This window comes from Streptomyces sp. NRRL F-525, assembly GCF_000716605.1.
Taxonomy (GTDB): Bacteria; Actinomycetota; Actinomycetes; order Streptomycetales; family Streptomycetaceae; genus Streptomyces.
In genome coordinates, this window is sequence record NZ_JNXE01000034.1 from 1 (window position 1) to 14,699 (window position 14,699).

The 14,699-nt window shown below is 71.2% G+C and carries 12 protein-coding genes and 3 tRNA genes; 7 read left to right on the top strand and 8 right to left on the bottom strand.

Annotated features, from left to right (window positions below; translation table 11 throughout):
- Nucleotides 1-46: 46 nt before the first annotated feature.
- From purD to OO69_RS35945, 4 genes are all read left to right on the top strand, one after another.
- Nucleotides 47-1,300, top strand: coding sequence for a phosphoribosylamine--glycine ligase (gene purD / locus OO69_RS35930; RefSeq protein ID WP_033285106.1), 1,254 nt, complete (start codon nt 47-49; stop codon nt 1,298-1,300).
- 289 nt (nt 1,301-1,589) lie between these two features.
- On the top strand, nt 1,590-3,524 hold the full coding sequence (locus OO69_RS35935; RefSeq protein WP_199811097.1) for a hypothetical protein: 1,935 nt from the start codon (nt 1,590-1,592) through the stop codon (nt 3,522-3,524).
- 332 nt (nt 3,525-3,856) lie between these two features.
- On the top strand, nt 3,857-5,359 hold the full coding sequence (locus OO69_RS35940; RefSeq protein WP_033285166.1) for a N,N-dimethylformamidase beta subunit family domain-containing protein: 1,503 nt from the start codon (nt 3,857-3,859) through the stop codon (nt 5,357-5,359).
- A gap of 70 nt (nt 5,360-5,429) precedes the next feature.
- Nucleotides 5,430-6,329, top strand: a complete 900-nt coding sequence (locus OO69_RS35945) for a phosphoribosylaminoimidazolesuccinocarboxamide synthase (protein WP_033285108.1) — start codon at nt 5,430-5,432, stop codon at nt 6,327-6,329.
- Nucleotides 6,330-6,374: 45 nt separating this feature from the next.
- Here the strand turns inward: OO69_RS35945 and OO69_RS35950 are convergent.
- The 8 genes from OO69_RS35950 to OO69_RS35985 all read right to left on the bottom strand — a co-directional run bounded on the left by OO69_RS35950 (nt 6,375) and on the right by OO69_RS35985 (nt 11,089).
- Nucleotides 6,375-6,447: transfer RNA gene (locus OO69_RS35950), tRNA-Gly, on the bottom strand.
- Between the two features lie 23 nt (nt 6,448-6,470).
- A complete protein-coding gene (locus OO69_RS35955; protein WP_033285109.1) occupies nt 6,471-7,088 on the bottom strand; it encodes a response regulator transcription factor in 618 nt (205 codons plus the stop codon).
- 222 nt (nt 7,089-7,310) lie between these two features.
- Complete coding sequence (locus OO69_RS35960) at nt 7,311-8,555, bottom strand: sensor histidine kinase (RefSeq protein WP_033285167.1); 1,245 nt, start codon at nt 8,553-8,555, stop codon at nt 7,311-7,313.
- 17 nt (nt 8,556-8,572) lie between these two features.
- Nucleotides 8,573-9,346: an ABC transporter permease gene (locus OO69_RS35965; protein WP_033285110.1), complete on the bottom strand. Its 774-nt coding sequence runs from the start codon at nt 9,344-9,346 to the stop codon at nt 8,573-8,575.
- Complete coding sequence (locus OO69_RS35970) at nt 9,343-10,281, bottom strand: ABC transporter ATP-binding protein (RefSeq protein WP_033285111.1); 939 nt, start codon at nt 10,279-10,281, stop codon at nt 9,343-9,345. Before OO69_RS35970 ends, OO69_RS35965 begins: the two co-directional genes overlap by 4 nt.
- A 123-nt stretch (nt 10,282-10,404) precedes the next feature.
- Nucleotides 10,405-10,480, bottom strand: a tRNA-Gly gene (locus OO69_RS35975).
- Nucleotides 10,481-10,563: 83 nt separating this feature from the next.
- A tRNA-Gly gene (locus OO69_RS35980) sits at nt 10,564-10,635 on the bottom strand.
- Nucleotides 10,636-10,771: 136 nt separating this feature from the next.
- The gene (locus OO69_RS35985) at nt 10,772-11,089 is read right to left on the bottom strand and encodes a histone-like nucleoid-structuring protein Lsr2 (protein ID WP_019073805.1); all 318 of its coding nucleotides are present in this window, start codon (nt 11,087-11,089) and stop codon (nt 10,772-10,774) included.
- Between the two features lie 382 nt (nt 11,090-11,471).
- Between OO69_RS35985 and purS the strand changes: the two genes are divergently transcribed.
- The 3 genes from purS to purL are packed head-to-tail and all read left to right on the top strand — an operon-like array spanning nt 11,472 to nt 14,691.
- On the top strand, nt 11,472-11,735 hold the full coding sequence (gene purS / locus OO69_RS35990) for a phosphoribosylformylglycinamidine synthase subunit PurS (protein ID WP_015659417.1): 264 nt from the start codon (nt 11,472-11,474) through the stop codon (nt 11,733-11,735).
- A complete protein-coding gene (gene purQ, locus OO69_RS35995) occupies nt 11,732-12,436 on the top strand; it encodes a phosphoribosylformylglycinamidine synthase subunit PurQ (RefSeq protein WP_033285112.1) in 705 nt (234 codons plus the stop codon). Before purS ends, purQ begins: the two co-directional genes overlap by 4 nt.
- Nucleotides 12,433-14,691: a phosphoribosylformylglycinamidine synthase subunit PurL gene (purL, locus tag OO69_RS36000; protein WP_033285113.1), complete on the top strand. Its 2,259-nt coding sequence runs from the start codon at nt 12,433-12,435 to the stop codon at nt 14,689-14,691. The genes purQ and purL overlap by 4 nt, the downstream gene beginning before the upstream one ends.
- Nucleotides 14,692-14,699: the final 8 nt, after the last annotated feature.

The following is a 14,699-nucleotide window of genomic DNA, read 5'->3' on the forward strand; positions in this document are numbered from 1 at the left end:
ACCCCACCCCGCTCCACCCCGCCCCACCGTGACCTAGGCTGACCCCGTGAAGGTCCTCGTCATCGGTACCGGCGCCCGCGAACACGCCCTCTGCCATTCCCTGTCCAACGACCCCAACGTCACCGCCCTGCACTGCGCCCCCGGCAACGCAGGCATCGCCGAGGTGGCCGAGCTGCACCAGGTCGACCCCCTCGACGGCGCAGCCGTAGCCGCGCTGGCGACCGAACTCGGCGCAGAGCTGGTCGTGGTCGGCCCGGAGGCACCCCTCGTCGCCGGGGTCGCCGATGCCGTACGCGAGGCAGGCATCCCGGTGTTCGGCCCCTCCGGGGAAGCCGCGCAGCTGGAGGGCTCCAAGGCCTTCGCCAAGGAAGTGATGGCGGCAGCCGGAGTCCCCACCGCCCGCTCCTACGTCTGCACGACCCCCGAAGAGGTCGACGAGGCCCTCGACGCCTTCGGCGCGCCGTACGTCGTGAAGGACGACGGACTCGCCGCCGGCAAGGGCGTCGTAGTCACAGACGACCTCGACGCGGCCAAGGCGCACGCCAACGCCTGCGAGCGGGTCGTCATCGAGGAGTTCCTCGACGGCCCCGAGGTCTCCCTCTTCGCGATCACCGACGGCGTCACGGTCGTCCCGCTCCAGCCCGCGCAGGACTTCAAGCGCGCGCTCGACGGCGACGAGGGCCCGAACACCGGCGGCATGGGCGCGTACTCCCCGCTGCCGTGGGCCGACCCGAAGCTGGTGGACGAGGTCATGCAGACCGTCCTCCAGCCCACCGTCGACGAGATGCGCCGCCGCGGCACTCCCTTCTCCGGCCTCCTCTACGCCGGCCTCGCGATCACCAGCCGCGGCGTCCGGGTCATCGAGTTCAACGCCCGCTTCGGCGACCCGGAGACCCAGGTGGTCCTGGCCCGCCTGAAGACCCCGCTGGCCGGCGTCCTGCTCGCCGCCGCCGACGGCACCCTCGACGACCTGGCTCCCCTGCGCTGGAGCGAGGACGCGGCGGTCACCGTCGTCATCGCCTCGCACAACTACCCCGGCACCCCCCGCACCGGCGACCCGATCACCGGCCTCGACGAGGTGGCCGCGCAGGACGCCCCGCACGCGTACGTGCTGCACGCCGGGACCAAGTACGACGGCGACGACGTCGTCAGCGCGGGCGGCCGCGTCCTCTCCGTCACGGCGACCGGCACGGACCTCACCCAGGCCCGCGAGCGCGCGTACGCGGCCGTGGCCCGCGTCCGCCTCGACGGTTCTCAGCACCGCACGGACATCGCGGCGAAGGCGGCGACGGGCGAGTAACCCCAAGCGCCCCCGCCCACCGGTAAACCCGACAGGCCCCGAATCCGTCTCACGATTCGGGGCCTGATCCTTGCCCTCTGTCATCCACCTTTCCCCTGAGCCATTCCATCGAGTGACCGATGCCCCAACCGGCTGACGGGGACCGGGGCCCCAACTATGGTGCGGCGCAAGCGTTCCGGCACTTGGCCCACCGGCATTGCGATGTCAGTGGCGGGTGCCACAGTGGGGGAGTGAGCAACGCCAGCGGAACGGGACAGCACGGAGGGGGCGAGGTCCGGTCGTGACCGGTATGGGTGTGGGTGTGGAGGCGGGCGCGCAGGCGGCGCGTTCCCGGGCCTTGGCCGTGCTGCGGATCCGCAGCCGGGCGCTGGCCGTCGCCCTGTTGCCCGCCGCCGTCGCGGTGATCCTGTTCGCGGGCGGTTCCACCGGCCATCTCGTGGGCCGGGGCTGGGACCTCTCCCGCTGGATCATGGGCGTGGCCGCGGTCGTCGTGCTGCTCGCGGCCGGCGCCATCGCGCTGGTCGTCGCGCGGGCCCGCCCGGCCGTGAGTCCTACGGTCGCGATCGCCGAGGAGTCGGCCCCCGACCTGTACCGCCTGGTGCGCGACCTCGCCGACCGCCTCGACGTCCCCGCGCCGTCCGCGATAGCGCTCACCCCGGACTGCGACAGCTGGCTGGAGGACCGCACCCACCCGGCCCACGGCCCGCCCCCGCAGGAGAACCGCGACGAGATCACCGGCGTACGCGGCCTCACCCCGGGCCGTTCCCGTCGTACGGCCGCCTCGCCCGTCCTCGTCATCGGCTCGCCGTTCCTGTGGTGGATGCGGGTGGGCGAGCTGCGCGCGGTGCTCGCGCCGGTCGTCGCCGGTACGGGACCCTCCGCGCACCCGGACATAGCCGCGGCCCGCCGTTTCGTACGGGGCCTGGACGCGGCGGTGGCCGTGACCTCGGCACCGCGCGGTCCCGTGTTCCGTTCGGTGCTGGCCGGTGTCGGCTGGGTCGCCCGGCTGCTGCTGCGCAGTTGCCGGGGGCACGCGGCCGAGATGGAGCGGGGCGTGGCCGCCGCGGCCGCCGAGCGCGCACAGGCTGTGGACTACGGCCTGCGGATCGTCGCGCAGGAACAGGTGGGCCTGGCGTACGCGGGCTGGGACCGGCTGCTGACCCGGGTCGCGCTGCCCGCGTGGCGGATGGGCCGCTGGCCGTCGCGGCTGGACGCGGGCGTCGTCGCGGCGCTCACGGAGCTGTCCCGCCGCGACCGTCTGGCCGAGGGCTTCGCCTCCCGGCTCGGCGAGCGCCCCGCCTGTGACCTGCTCGAAGAGCCCGGCACGATCGACGAGGCGACCTCGCTCCTCGCCGCCCGCCTCTTCCACGGCGGCCCCGCCGAGACCGGTCCCGACTGGGCGCCGGTGAGCTGGCAGGAGTACCCGGAGGAGGTCGTCGACCGCAAATGGCGCACCGACGCGGCCCGCCTCCACCGCGTCCTGGACACCCTCGGCGTCCGCCGCGCCCCCGACCCGACCCCGCCCCACCACGACGCCCCGACCCTGGCCCGCGTGGTGGACCACCTGACGGACCCGACGGCGACGGCACCGGGCGACGACCGGTACGGGGAGGCCGACGGCGCCACCGATCCGTACGGGCCGGACGCCACCCTCGACGACCCGCCCGCACCCGCCGAAAACGCCCCGTCCGCACCCGCCGAACTGGAAGCCCCGCGCGAGGAGTTGGAGCCGCACCCGGAGTCGGAAGAGGCCCCCCACCCGGACCCCGAGCCCTACAAGGCGATGGCCGCCGACGACGACGAAGAGCTCGGCGAAAGCTGCTCCCCGCACAGCGCGGCCCTCGCCGCAGGCCTCACCGCGGAGCTGGCGCGCGAGGAGGCCGCGACCCCGCCGACGAGTTCGGCCCCGCCCGGGCAGGGGCCCGACACCGGGCTCTGGGACGACACCGCGCTCCCCCTCTTCCCGCTCCAACCACCGCGCACCGGGCGGGAGTTGCTCGCCGATCACGTCACGGCGATGGTGTGCTGCGCCGCGATGGACACCGCCGGCGCGCTGCCCGGCCTGGACTGGCTCGACGGCCCGACGCTGCTCGTCAACGGCGAGAGGGCGGCCGACCTCGCCCCCAGGGTGCTCAGCCTCGTGGAGGACGGCGACCCCGCCCCGCTGCGGGCCTGGCTGATCGACCTCGGCATACGCCCGGAGAAGCCGGTACGGCTGGTCTGACCCACCCCATCAACCGGGCCGCACTCCAACCCCCTCAGGGGCGCGGGGCTGTGTCGATATACGGCTCCGCCGCGTGAGCGCGACCAGCCCCCACATTCCCGCCACCCGGCATACAGCCCGAGCCACCCCGCCACCCACCCGTATCGGACACCCACCCGTATCGGAATCTGGGGCTCCACTTTTGGTCAATTCGCAACGACCAGTGACAGAGTGCGTGCTTAATGTGATGTGCTGAGGCCGATCCCGTACGCCGTCCCGTACCTGGCAAAGGCTTACGGCATACGACAGTTGGACGAAGAACCACCACGGGGGCACGAGGGAGGGGAGTGATCATGGGGTCGGAGCAGATCCGCCGCTGGGAGTCCGGAGCGCTGGCGCACGCCGTCACGGACCCCTTCGGACAGGGCCCCGTCCCCTGGCTCCGGGGCAGCGAGACCTACTTCGACGACACCGGCCACGTCGTCCCCTGGTACGTGGACCCGACCCCCGCCCACGCCCCCGGCGGGACCGCCCCCAAGCTCCCCGCCCCCCGCGCGTCCGGAGGCGGCGGCCCGCGCTCCGCCGACGACGTCCGCCGCCAGATCAAGGGGTTCACCTCCGCCGGCGCGGTCGCCCCCGGCGAGGCGCTCGACTTCCACGTCACGGTCGACCCGCCCCAGGAGTTCGCCGTCGACATCTACCGCATCGGCCACTACGGCGGTGACGGCGCCGCCAAGATCACCACCAGCCCACGCCTCTCGGGCATCGTCCAGCCCCCGCCGCTCACCGCCGACCGCACGGTCTCCTGCCACCACTGGTGGCTGTCCTGGCGCCTGCAGATCCCGAGTTTCTGGAGCATCGGCGCGTACGTGGCCGTCCTCACCACCGCCGACGGCTACCGCTCGCACATCCCGTTCACGGTCCGCGACAACCACCCCGCCGACCTGCTCCTCCTCCTGCCGGACATCACCTGGCAGGCCTACAACCTCTACCCGGAGGACGGCCACACCGGCGCGAGCCTCTACCACGCCTGGGACGGCGACGGCCGCCTCCTCGGCGAGTCCGAGGCCGCGACGACGGTCTCCTTCGACCGCCCGTACGCGGGCGCGGGCCTGCCCCTCCACGTCGGCCACGCCTACGACTTCATCCGCTGGGCCGAGCGCTACGGCTACGACCTCGCCTACGCCGACGCCCGCGACCTGCACTCAGGGCGCGTGGACCCCACCCGCTACCGGGGGTTGGTCTTCCCGGGCCACGACGAGTACTGGTCGGCACAGATGCGCCGTACCGTCGAGCGCGCCCGTGACCACGGCACGTCCCTCGTCTTCCTCTCCGCCAACACCATGTACTGGCAAGTGGAGTTGGGGCCCTCCCCGTCCGGCGTCCCCGACCGCCTCCTGACCTGCCGCAAGCGCCGGGGCCCGGGCAAACCGGTGCTGTGGCGCGAAGTCGACCGTCCCGAGCAGCAGTTGGTGGGGATCCAGTACGCGGGCCGGGTGCCCGAGCCGTCCCCCCTGATCGTGCGCAACGCCGACCACTGGCTGTGGGAGGCGACCGGCGCCGGCGAGGGCGACCCGGTCGAGGGCCTGGTCGCGGGCGAGGCCGACCGGTACTTCCCGCGTACCCAGCTCCCCCCGCACGAGGAGCGCATCCTGCTGGCCCACTCCCCGTACGCGGACGGCGAGGGCGCCCTCCGCCACCAGGAGACGTCCCTGTACCGGGCGCCGTCCGGCTCCCTCGTCTTCGCCTCCGGCACCTTCGCCTGGTCACCGGCCCTGGACCGCCCCGGCCACGTGGACGCCCGCATCCAGCGCGCCACGGCCAACCTCCTCGACCGCATCTGCAAGCACGACTGACCCCGCGACCCGAGGTCAGCCGCGCATACGGGACAATCGAGCCAGTTGGAGAGACCCACTGGAGGAACCCGTGTCCGGATTCGTAGAAAAGCCCGAGCCGCTCCAGGTTCCGGGCCTGACGCACCTCCACACCGGCAAGGTGCGCGAGCTCTACCAGAACGAGGCGGGCGAGCTCGTGATGGTCGCCAGCGACCGCATCTCCGCGTACGACTGGGTGCTGCCGACGGAGATCCCCGACAAGGGCCGCGTCCTCACCCAGCTCTCCCTCTGGTGGTTCGACCAGCTCGCCGACCTGATCCCCAACCACGTCCTCGGCACCGACCTCCCGCCCGGCGCCCCCGCCGACTGGGAGGGCCGCACGCTGATCTGCAAGTCCCTCCAGATGGTCCCGGTCGAGTGCGTGGCCCGCGGCTACCTCACCGGCTCCGGCCTGCTGGAGTACGACGTCTCCCGCACGGTCTGCGGCCTCGCCCTCCCCGAGGGCCTGGTCGACGGCAGCGAACTCCCGGCCCCGATCTTCACCCCGGCGACGAAGGCGGCCGTAGGGGAGCACGACGAGAACGTGTCGTACGAGGAGGTCGCCCGTCAGGTCGGCGCGGACACCGCCGCGCAGCTGCGCCAGGCGACCCTCGCGGTCTACGGCCGGGCCCGGGACATCGCGCGCGACCGGGGCATCATCCTCGCGGACACGAAGTTCGAGTTCGGCTACGACGGCGAGACGCTGATCGCGGCCGACGAGGTCCTCACCCCGGACTCGTCCCGCTTCTGGCCGGCCGAGACCTGGGAGCCGGGCCACGCGCAGCCGTCGTACGACAAGCAGTTCGTGCGCGACTGGCTCACCGGCCCGAAGTCCGGCTGGGACCGCAAGAGCGAGCAGCCGCCGCCGGCGCTTCCGCAGCAGGTGGTGGACGCGACCCGCGCGAAGTACATCGAGGCGTACGAGCGCCTGACGGGCCTGAACTGGAGCTAGGCGCAAGAAAAGACCCCGGTCCACTGGACCGGGGTCTTCATCTTGAGCGGACGACCAGGTTCGAACTGGCGACCTCAACCTTGGCAAGGTTGCGCTCTACCAACTGAGCTACGTCCGCGCTGCGCCGTGGCGCGAGAGCAACTATACCCAACCTCGCTCGCGTGCGAGACGCACTGCCGTATGACGGTTCTCGGCCCCGAGTTTCGAGACGGCGGAGGAGAGATAGTTCCGTACGGTGCCCTGCGAGAGCGCGGCCCGTTCGGCGATCTCCGCGACCGGTGCCCCGTCGGCGGCCAGCTCCAGCACCTCGGCCTCGCGGGCGGTCAGCGGCGAGTCCCCGGCGGAGATCGCGTCGGCGGCCAACTCGGGGTCGACGTAACGATTTCCGGCATGCACGGTACGGATGATCTCGGCGAGCCGCTGCGCACTGACGGTCTTGGGCACGAACCCCCGCACCCCAGCCGCCAGCGCCCTCTTGAGATGTCCGGGCCGACCGTGCCCGGTCACGATCAACACCCGGCACCCGGGCAGCTCGGCCCGCAAGGATGTGGCCACCTTCACACCGTCCGCCCCCGGCATCTGAAGATCCAGCACAGCCACATCCGGCTCATGCGCCCGAGCCATGGCCAACGCCTCGGGCCCGGTAGCCGCCTCGGCCACCACCACAAGGTCATCCTCCAGCCCGAGCAACGCGGCGAGCGCACCCCGGATGAGGTGCTCGTCATCGGCGAGCAGGAGTCTTACGACGGGGCCGGTCATGGGGTGCTCCTGGTGAGGGCGGGCAGGGGACGTACGGGGTGAGCAGTCACGGGATGCCCTGGCTCACGCCGGGCGGCGGACGTACGACGAGGGCAGCCATGAGGCGTCATGAGGCGCCCCCGCTCCCACGACTGCCGGCAGGCCTACGGCGCGGCCACTCACAAGTCGCCCCGCCCCGCTCACACCGGCCAACGACCAGCGGGTGTGCGACGCGCAGCGCGGTCATGAAGCGCCGCCCCCCGCCCCCGTCGCCGAAGGCAACGGCACCGTAGCCACCACCCGGAACCGGTCACCGTCCACAGCCCCCGCCTCCAACTCGCCCCCGATCGCGGTCAGTCGCTCCCGCAGCCCGATCAGCCCGGCCCCACCGCTGCCCTCGGACACCTCGCCCCCGTCGCCGACCTTCGCCCCGTCGTTCTCGACGGTCAGCACAACCCGCCCCCCAGCCACCCGCACCCCCACCACGCACCGCCCCGCATCCCCGTGCCGCAGCACATTGGTCGTCGCTTCGCGTACCACCCACCCGAGCGCCGACTGCACCTCGACCGGCAGCCCGGCCGCGTCGCCGGTCACCTCGCAGTCGATGCCGGCGGCGGCCAACACGCCCTGGGCGCCCGCCAGTTCGAGGCGGAGGTCGGCCTCGCGATAACCCCGTACGACATCGCGTACCTCCCGCTGCGACTCCCGGGCGATCCGCTGGACCTCGATCATCTGCTCCACGGCCTCGGCCCGCCCCCGCCGGGCCAGCTGCACCGCCAGTTCGCTCTTCAGGGCGATCACCGACAGGTTGCGGCCCATCACGTCGTGCAGGTCGCGGCCGAACCGGAGCCGTTCCTCGGCGACGGCGAGGCGGGCCCGGGTCTCGCGGGCCTCGTCGAGTTCGTAGACGGCGTCGAGGAGCCAGACGGAGAAGACGGAGGTGAAGGCGAGGCCGCCGCAGGTGACGAGGACGGCGAACGCGGTGCCGAGCGCGGCGGGGGCGGCCACGCCCAGCGGGAGCTGCACGAGCAGCGCGCCGGCCACGCTCCCCGCCACGACCGCGAGGACGTGCCACCGGCCGCGGACCCCCAGCGTGAGCGTGCCGGCGCCGAAACTCAGCACCCCCACGAAGACCGTGCTCGCGGCGGCCGCCACCTGCTCCCCGCCGGGGCCCCGCTCCGAGAGGACGACCGAGCCGACGGCGATCAGCACGGTGACCGTGCCGAGCGCCCCCAGCAGCCGTACGGGCTGCTCACGTCTGCCGCGGGTCCAGTCGAGGGCCTGGGAGGCGGTCCGGGAACAGAGCACGGCGTGCACGATCACGACCGCCGGCAGCCAGGCCGCGAGCCCGGTCCCGGCCTGTGCGAAGGCCGGCAGCCCGACGGCCGCGACCTCGACCATCGCGAAGAAGTGGAAGGACCACCGCGTGTACGTCTCGACCTTCCCGGGCGTGCTCTTCCGCCCCCACCAGCCGCCCGTCGCCTGCATCACGTGGTCCCCGTACGTCAGCGCCGCGGTTCCCACCGGAACCACCGCCGTACAGCAAACACCGCGAGGACGGTCCAGGCCAGCGCGGTCAGGACGGCGCCCAGCGCGTCATAGCCGGACAGGTCGCCGTTCCAGCCGCCGCTGATCAGCCGGATCGCGGGGGAGAGGGGGAGGAACTGGCAGACGTCCGCGACCCGGTCGGGCAGGAGCTGCAGCGGGATGATGATCCCGGACCCCATCATGGACGCGAACAGCACCGGCAGCGCGGTCACCTGCGCGCTCTCCGCCGTCCTGGTCACGCTCGACGTGAGCGCGGCCAGCGCGGCGGACAGAAAGAGCCCGAACAGCAGCCCTACGACGACGAGTTGAGGCATCGCGGGCGCCCCCGCATCCAGCAGCACCACGCACGCCACCGCCAGCAGCACGGACTGCACGAACCCGAGACACACCGCCGGAAGCCCCGTCCCCGCAAGGATCTCGGCGTCCCCCAGTTCCCCGGTCCGCAGCCGCTTGAGGACCAGTTCCTCCCGCCGCGCGACGAACGCGCTCACCAGCGACGAGTACACGGCGAACAGCAGCGAGAACCCGATCGCCGCCGTGAGCATCACCGCCCCGACCGTCAGCCCCTCCCCCTTGAGATTCATCTGGTCGACGGCCGGCCGCACGCTGAACGGCAGCGCCAACGGCACGAGCAGCGCCGTGGCGACCGCACTCCGGTTCCGCCCCAGCAACGCCAACTCGGCCCGCCCGAGCGCCCGCAGCCGCCCGGCCGGGGTCGTCGTAGCACTCATGCGGCCACCTCCTGCTCCCGCGCGATCCCGAGGAACGCCTCCTCCAGCGAAGCCGACCGCACCTCGAGCCGCCGCAGTTCGACCCGCGCCCCCTCGGCCCACACCAGCAACCGCGTGGCCGCCCGCTGCAGCTCATGCGTCTCCAGCCGTACGACCCTCCCCGCCACCTCGTGCCCGACGACCCCCAGCTCACCGAGCGGCGGCAGATCCCCCACGAAATACCCCGAGGGCAGCTCGAACGAGATCCGCGACGGCCGCCCCGCCGTCACCTCGGCGGGCGTCCCGGTGACCGCGATCCGCCCCTCGCGCAGAATCGCGAGCCGGTCGGCGAGCCCCTCCGCCTCCTCCAGGTAGTGCGTGGTCAGCAGCACGGTCGTCCCGCCGTCGCGCAGCGCCCGCACCAACTCCCAGGTGTCCCGCCGCCCTTCGGCGTCAAGCCCGGTCGTCGGCTCGTCGAGGAACAGCACCTCGGGCGACCCGAGCAGCGCCAGCGCCAGATCGAGCCGCCGCCGCTCACCCCCGGACAACTGCTTCACCCGTACGTCCGCCCGCCGCGCGAGCCCGACCAGCGCGAGCGCCTCCGCCTCGGGCCGAGCCCCGCTCGTACAGCCCGCCCACATCCGCGCGGTCTCGGCGACGGTCAGCTCGGACGGAAACCCGCCCTCCTGCAACATCACCCCGGTCCGCGGCCGTACGGCGGCCCGCTCGCGGTAGGGATCGTGCCCGAGGACGCGCACCCGCCCGCCGGACGCCGGCGCGAGCCCCTCGAGAAGTTCGACCGTGGACGTCTTGCCCGCGCCGTTGGTGCCCAGGAGCGCGAAGACCTCCCCGCGCCGCACGGAGAAGGTGATCCCCCGCACAGCCTCGAACCCGCCCCCGTACACACGGCGTAGGTCAGTGACCTCAATCACGTGTTCGTGTTCGTTGGTGTCCATGACTTCAGCGTCCCGGCGACGGGGGCGCGGGAGCAGTGCGCGGTGTCATCACTCGGCATGACAAATGTCAGACGGGCACTGGGCACAGCAAAAACCCCGGTCCACTGGACCGGGGTCTTTCGCTGGAGCGGACGACCAGGTTCGAACTGGCGACCTCAACCTTGGCAAGGTTGCGCTCTACCAACTGAGCTACGTCCGCATTGCCTCCGACCAGCTCTCACTGATCGGCGCGAGCACCAGCCTACCCGACCCACAAGAGTGGTCCGAACGGTGATGCCGCAGAGCGGGTGACAGGAATTGCACACTGCGCCTTCCCCCTGGAAGGGGGATGTTCTGCTACTGAACTACACCCGCATGTACTCCGTGAGCTGGGCCTTTCGGCCTTGCCCCTCGGCGTGCTCCGAACTCTAGCTGACCAGGAGGGGTGCAGCGCAAGTCGGTTGCCCCGAGGGGCCGATGACCGGCAGTCGGCTCATGTCCCGCCGCTGTCCTACTGCGCGGCGGCGAACGCCTCGTAGACCTTCTTGGGGATGCGTCCGCGCGCCGGCACGTCCATCTTGTTCGCCTGGGCCCAGGCCCGGACGGCCGCCGGGTCGGGGGCGACTTCGGTCTGGCGGTAGGCCTTGCCCGACCTCGACCGCTTGCGACCCGCGTCCACGTAGGGCGCGAGCGCCTTACGCAGTTTCTTGGCATTGGCTTGATTCAGGTCGATCTCGTACGACTTGCCGTCGAGCCCGAAGGCGATCGTTTCCGCCGCTTCCGAGCCGTCGATGTCGTCAAAGAGAGTGACCACGACCTTCTGCGCCACGAATATCGGTCCCTTCGTGCGACACCTGAAACCGCACTATCCGCGGGGACGCACGGAGACGTCACGGAGGTGCGGAGATGTCGACTGTCCGCCTGTTATTGGGCAAAGTATCGGCTATTGCCAATTCATTTGTACAGTGCCCGGCAATGCAATGTGAAGCCCGACTAAATCTTCCCGCGTGTCTCCGCGCAATAGGGAACCGGGATCGATCCGGGATCTTTCCCTGAACTTTTCGTGAAGACCCCCGCCCGACACCGGATCGTGATGGTCCTCACGTAGATTCCTACAACTCTACTCGCGTAGAAATTTTGTGCGGGTAGTCTGAAGTCACCTGTCGAAGACCCGCAGGAACACGCTCAGCACCACAACACCGGGAGTGCCAGTGGCACGCGTCGTAGTCGACGTCATGCTCAAGCCGGAGATCCTCGACCCCCAGGGCCAGGCGGTCCAGCGTGCGCTGCCACGCCTGGGTTTCGAAGGCATCTCCGATGTACGTCAGGGAAAGCGATTCGAACTGGAAGTTGACGGACCGGTCGACGAGGCCGCGCTCGCCCGCATCCACGATCTTGCGGAATCCTTCCTCGCCAACACGGTGATCGAGGACTTCACCGTCAAGGTGGAAGAAGTGGCGGAGGCGGCCAAGTGACCGCTCGTATTGGCGTCGTCACTTTCCCCGGCAGCCTGGACGACCGCGACACCCAGCGCGCGATCCGTCTCGCCGGCGCCGAACCGGTAGCCCTCTGGCACAAGGACAAGAACCTCCACCAGGTCGACGCGGTCGTCCTCCCGGGCGGTTTTTCCTACGGCGACTATCTGCGCGCGGGTGCCATCTCCCGTTTCTCGCCGGTGATGGAGACGGTCATCGAGCAGGCGAAGTCGGGACTCCCCGTCCTGGGTATCTGCAACGGCTTCCAGATCCTCACCGAGGCGCACCTCCTCCCCGGCGCGATGCTCGGCAACAACCACCTGCACTTCATCTGCCGTGACCAGAAACTGCGGGTGGAGAACGCGGACACCGCCTGGACCAGCGACTACGTGTCCGGCCAGGAGATCCACATCCCGCTGAAGAACATGGACGGCCGCTACGTCGCCGACGAGCACACGCTCGACGAGCTGGAGGCGGAGGGCCGCGTCGTCTTCCGCTACCTGGCCCGTGGCGGAGCCACTGATGAACCCGGCAACCCGAACGGCTCGCTCCGCGACATCGCGGGCATCACGAACGCCGCCGGAAACGTCGTAGGCCTCATGCCGCACCCGGAGCACGCGGTCGAGCCGCTCGTCGGGTCCGGCCGCACCGACGGCCTCCCCTTCTTCACCTCGATCCTCAAGAAGCTGGTCAACGCATGAGCCGGACGCCTCTGGACACGGTCGAGCACGCGGCCGAGACCCCCGACGTCGAGCTGCCCTGGGCCGAACTCGGCCTGAAGAAGGACGAGTACGAGCGGGTCGTGGAGATCCTCGGCCGCCGCCCGACCGGCGCCGAGCTCGCCATGTACTCGGTCATGTGGTCCGAGCACTGCAGCTACAAGTCCTCCAAGGTCCACCTCCGCCAGTTCGGCGAGAAGGCCCCCCAGTCGGACGCCCTCCTCGTCGGCATCGGCGAGAACGCGGGCGTCGTCGACGTCGGCCAGGGCTACGCGGTCACCTTCAAGGTCGAGTCGCACAACCACCCGTCCTACGTCGAGCCCTACCAGGGCGCGGCCACGGGCGTAGGCGGCATCGTCCGGGACATCATCGCGATGGGCGCCCGCCCGGTAGCCGTGGTGGACCCCCTGCGCTTCGGCGCGGCCGACCACCCCGACACCAAGCGCGTCCTCCCGGGCGTCGTCGCGGGCATCGGCGGCTACGGCAACTGCCTGGGCCTGCCCAACATCGGCGGCGAGGTCGTCTTCGACGCCTGCTACCAGGGCAACCCGCTGGTCAACGCCGGCGCCATCGGCGTCATGCGGCACGAGGACATCCACCTCGCGAAGGCCTCCGGCGCGGGCAACAAGGTCATCCTCTACGGCGCCCGCACGGGCGGCGACGGCATCGGCGGCGCGTCGATCCTGGCGAGCGAGACCTTCGACGACGCCAAGCCGTCGAAGCGCCCCGCGGTCCAGGTCGGCGACCCCTTCCAGGAGAAGCTCCTCATCGAGTGCACCCTGGAAGCCTTCGCCGAGAAGCTGGTCGTCGGCATCCAGGACCTCGGCGCGGCCGGACTCTCGTGCGCCACAAGCGAGTTGGCGTCGAACGGCTCCGGCGGCATGACAGTGACGCTCGACGACGTCCCCCTCCGCGACTCCACGCTCTCTCCCGAGGAAATCCTCATGAGCGAGTCGCAGGAGCGGATGTGCGCGGTCGTCGAACCGTCGAAGGTCGACCGCTTCCTGGAGATCTGCGAGAAGTGGGACGTCATCGCCACGGTCATCGGTGAGGTGACCGACGGCGACCGCCTGGAGATCTTCTGGCACGGCGGCAAGATCGTGGACGTCGACCCGCGCACGGTCGCGCACGACGGCCCGGTCTACGAGCGCCCGTACGCCCGCCCGTCCTGGCAGGACGCGCTCCAGGCGGACGACGCCAACAAGCTCGCGCGGCCCGGGACTTCGGAGGAACTGAAGTCCCAGGTCCTGGCCCTGGTGTCGTCCCCGAACCAGGCCTCCAAGAAGTGGATCACGTCTCAGTACGACCACTTCGTGCAGGGCAACACGGTGCTGGCGCAGCCCGAGGACTCGGGCATGATCCGCATCGACGAGGAGACCGGCCTCGGGGTCGCCATCGCGACGGACGGCAACGGCCGCTACGCGAAGCTGGACCCGTACGCGGGCGCCCAGTTGGCGCTCTCGGAGGCCTACCGCAACGTGGCGACGACGGGCGCGAAGCCCCTCGCGGTCTCCGACTGCCTGAACTTCGGTTCGCCCGAGGACCCGGCGGTGATGTGGCAGTTCGCGGAGGCGATCCGTGGACTGGCCGACGCCTGCCAGCAGTTGGGCACGCCGGTCACGGGCGGCAACGTCTCCCTGTACAACCAGACGGGCGACGTGGCGATCCACCCGACCCCGGTGGTGGCGGTGCTGGGCGTCATCGACGATGTCGCGCGCCGCACCCCGGTCGCCTTCCAGGAAGAGGGCCAGCTCCTCTACCTGCTCGGCGACACCCGCGAGGAGTTCGGCGGCTCGGCCTGGTCGCAGGTCGTCCACGACCACCTCGGCGGACTGCCCCCGAAGGTCGACCTGGAGCGCGAACGCCTGCTGGCCGAGATCCTGATCTCCGCGTCCCGCGACGGCATGATCGACTCGGCGCACGACCTGTCCGACGGCGGTCTGATCCAAGCGGTGGTGGAATCGGCCCTGTTGGGCGAGAAGGGCGCACGCCTGATCGTCCCCGACGGCCTCGACGCGTTCACCTTCCTCTTCTCGGAGTCGGCGGGCCGCGCGGTCGTGGCGATCCCCCGCTCGGAGGAACTCCGCTTCAACGACATGTGCGGAGCAAGGGGCCTCCCGGCCACGCGCATCGGCGTAGTGGACGGCGATTCCGTCGAGATCCAGGGCGAGTTCGCGCTCTCCCTGGAGGAGCTGCGCGAGGCGCACGAGGGCACGATCCCGGCGCTGCTGGCGTAGGTACCCAA

Excerpts from the sequence above, each read along its gene's own strand:
- purL (WP_033285113.1), top strand. The coding sequence starts at position 12,433 with ATGAGCCGGACGCCTCTGGACACGGTCGAGCACGCGGCCGAGACCCCC.
- OO69_RS35940 (WP_033285166.1), top strand. The coding sequence starts at position 3,857 with ATGGGGTCGGAGCAGATCCGCCGCTGGGAGTCCGGAGCGCTGGCGCAC.
- OO69_RS35935 (WP_199811097.1), top strand. The coding sequence starts at position 1,590 with ATGGGTGTGGGTGTGGAGGCGGGCGCGCAGGCGGCGCGTTCCCGGGCC.
- OO69_RS35960 (WP_033285167.1), bottom strand. The coding sequence starts at position 8,555 with ATGCAGGCGACGGGCGGCTGGTGGGGGCGGAAGAGCACGCCCGGGAAG.
- OO69_RS35955 (WP_033285109.1), bottom strand. The coding sequence starts at position 7,088 with ATGACCGGCCCCGTCGTAAGACTCCTGCTCGCCGATGACGAGCACCTC.
- OO69_RS35970 (WP_033285111.1), bottom strand. The coding sequence starts at position 10,281 with ATGGACACCAACGAACACGAACACGTGATTGAGGTCACTGACCTACGC.
- OO69_RS35965 (WP_033285110.1), bottom strand. The coding sequence starts at position 9,346 with ATGAGTGCTACGACGACCCCGGCCGGGCGGCTGCGGGCGCTCGGGCGG.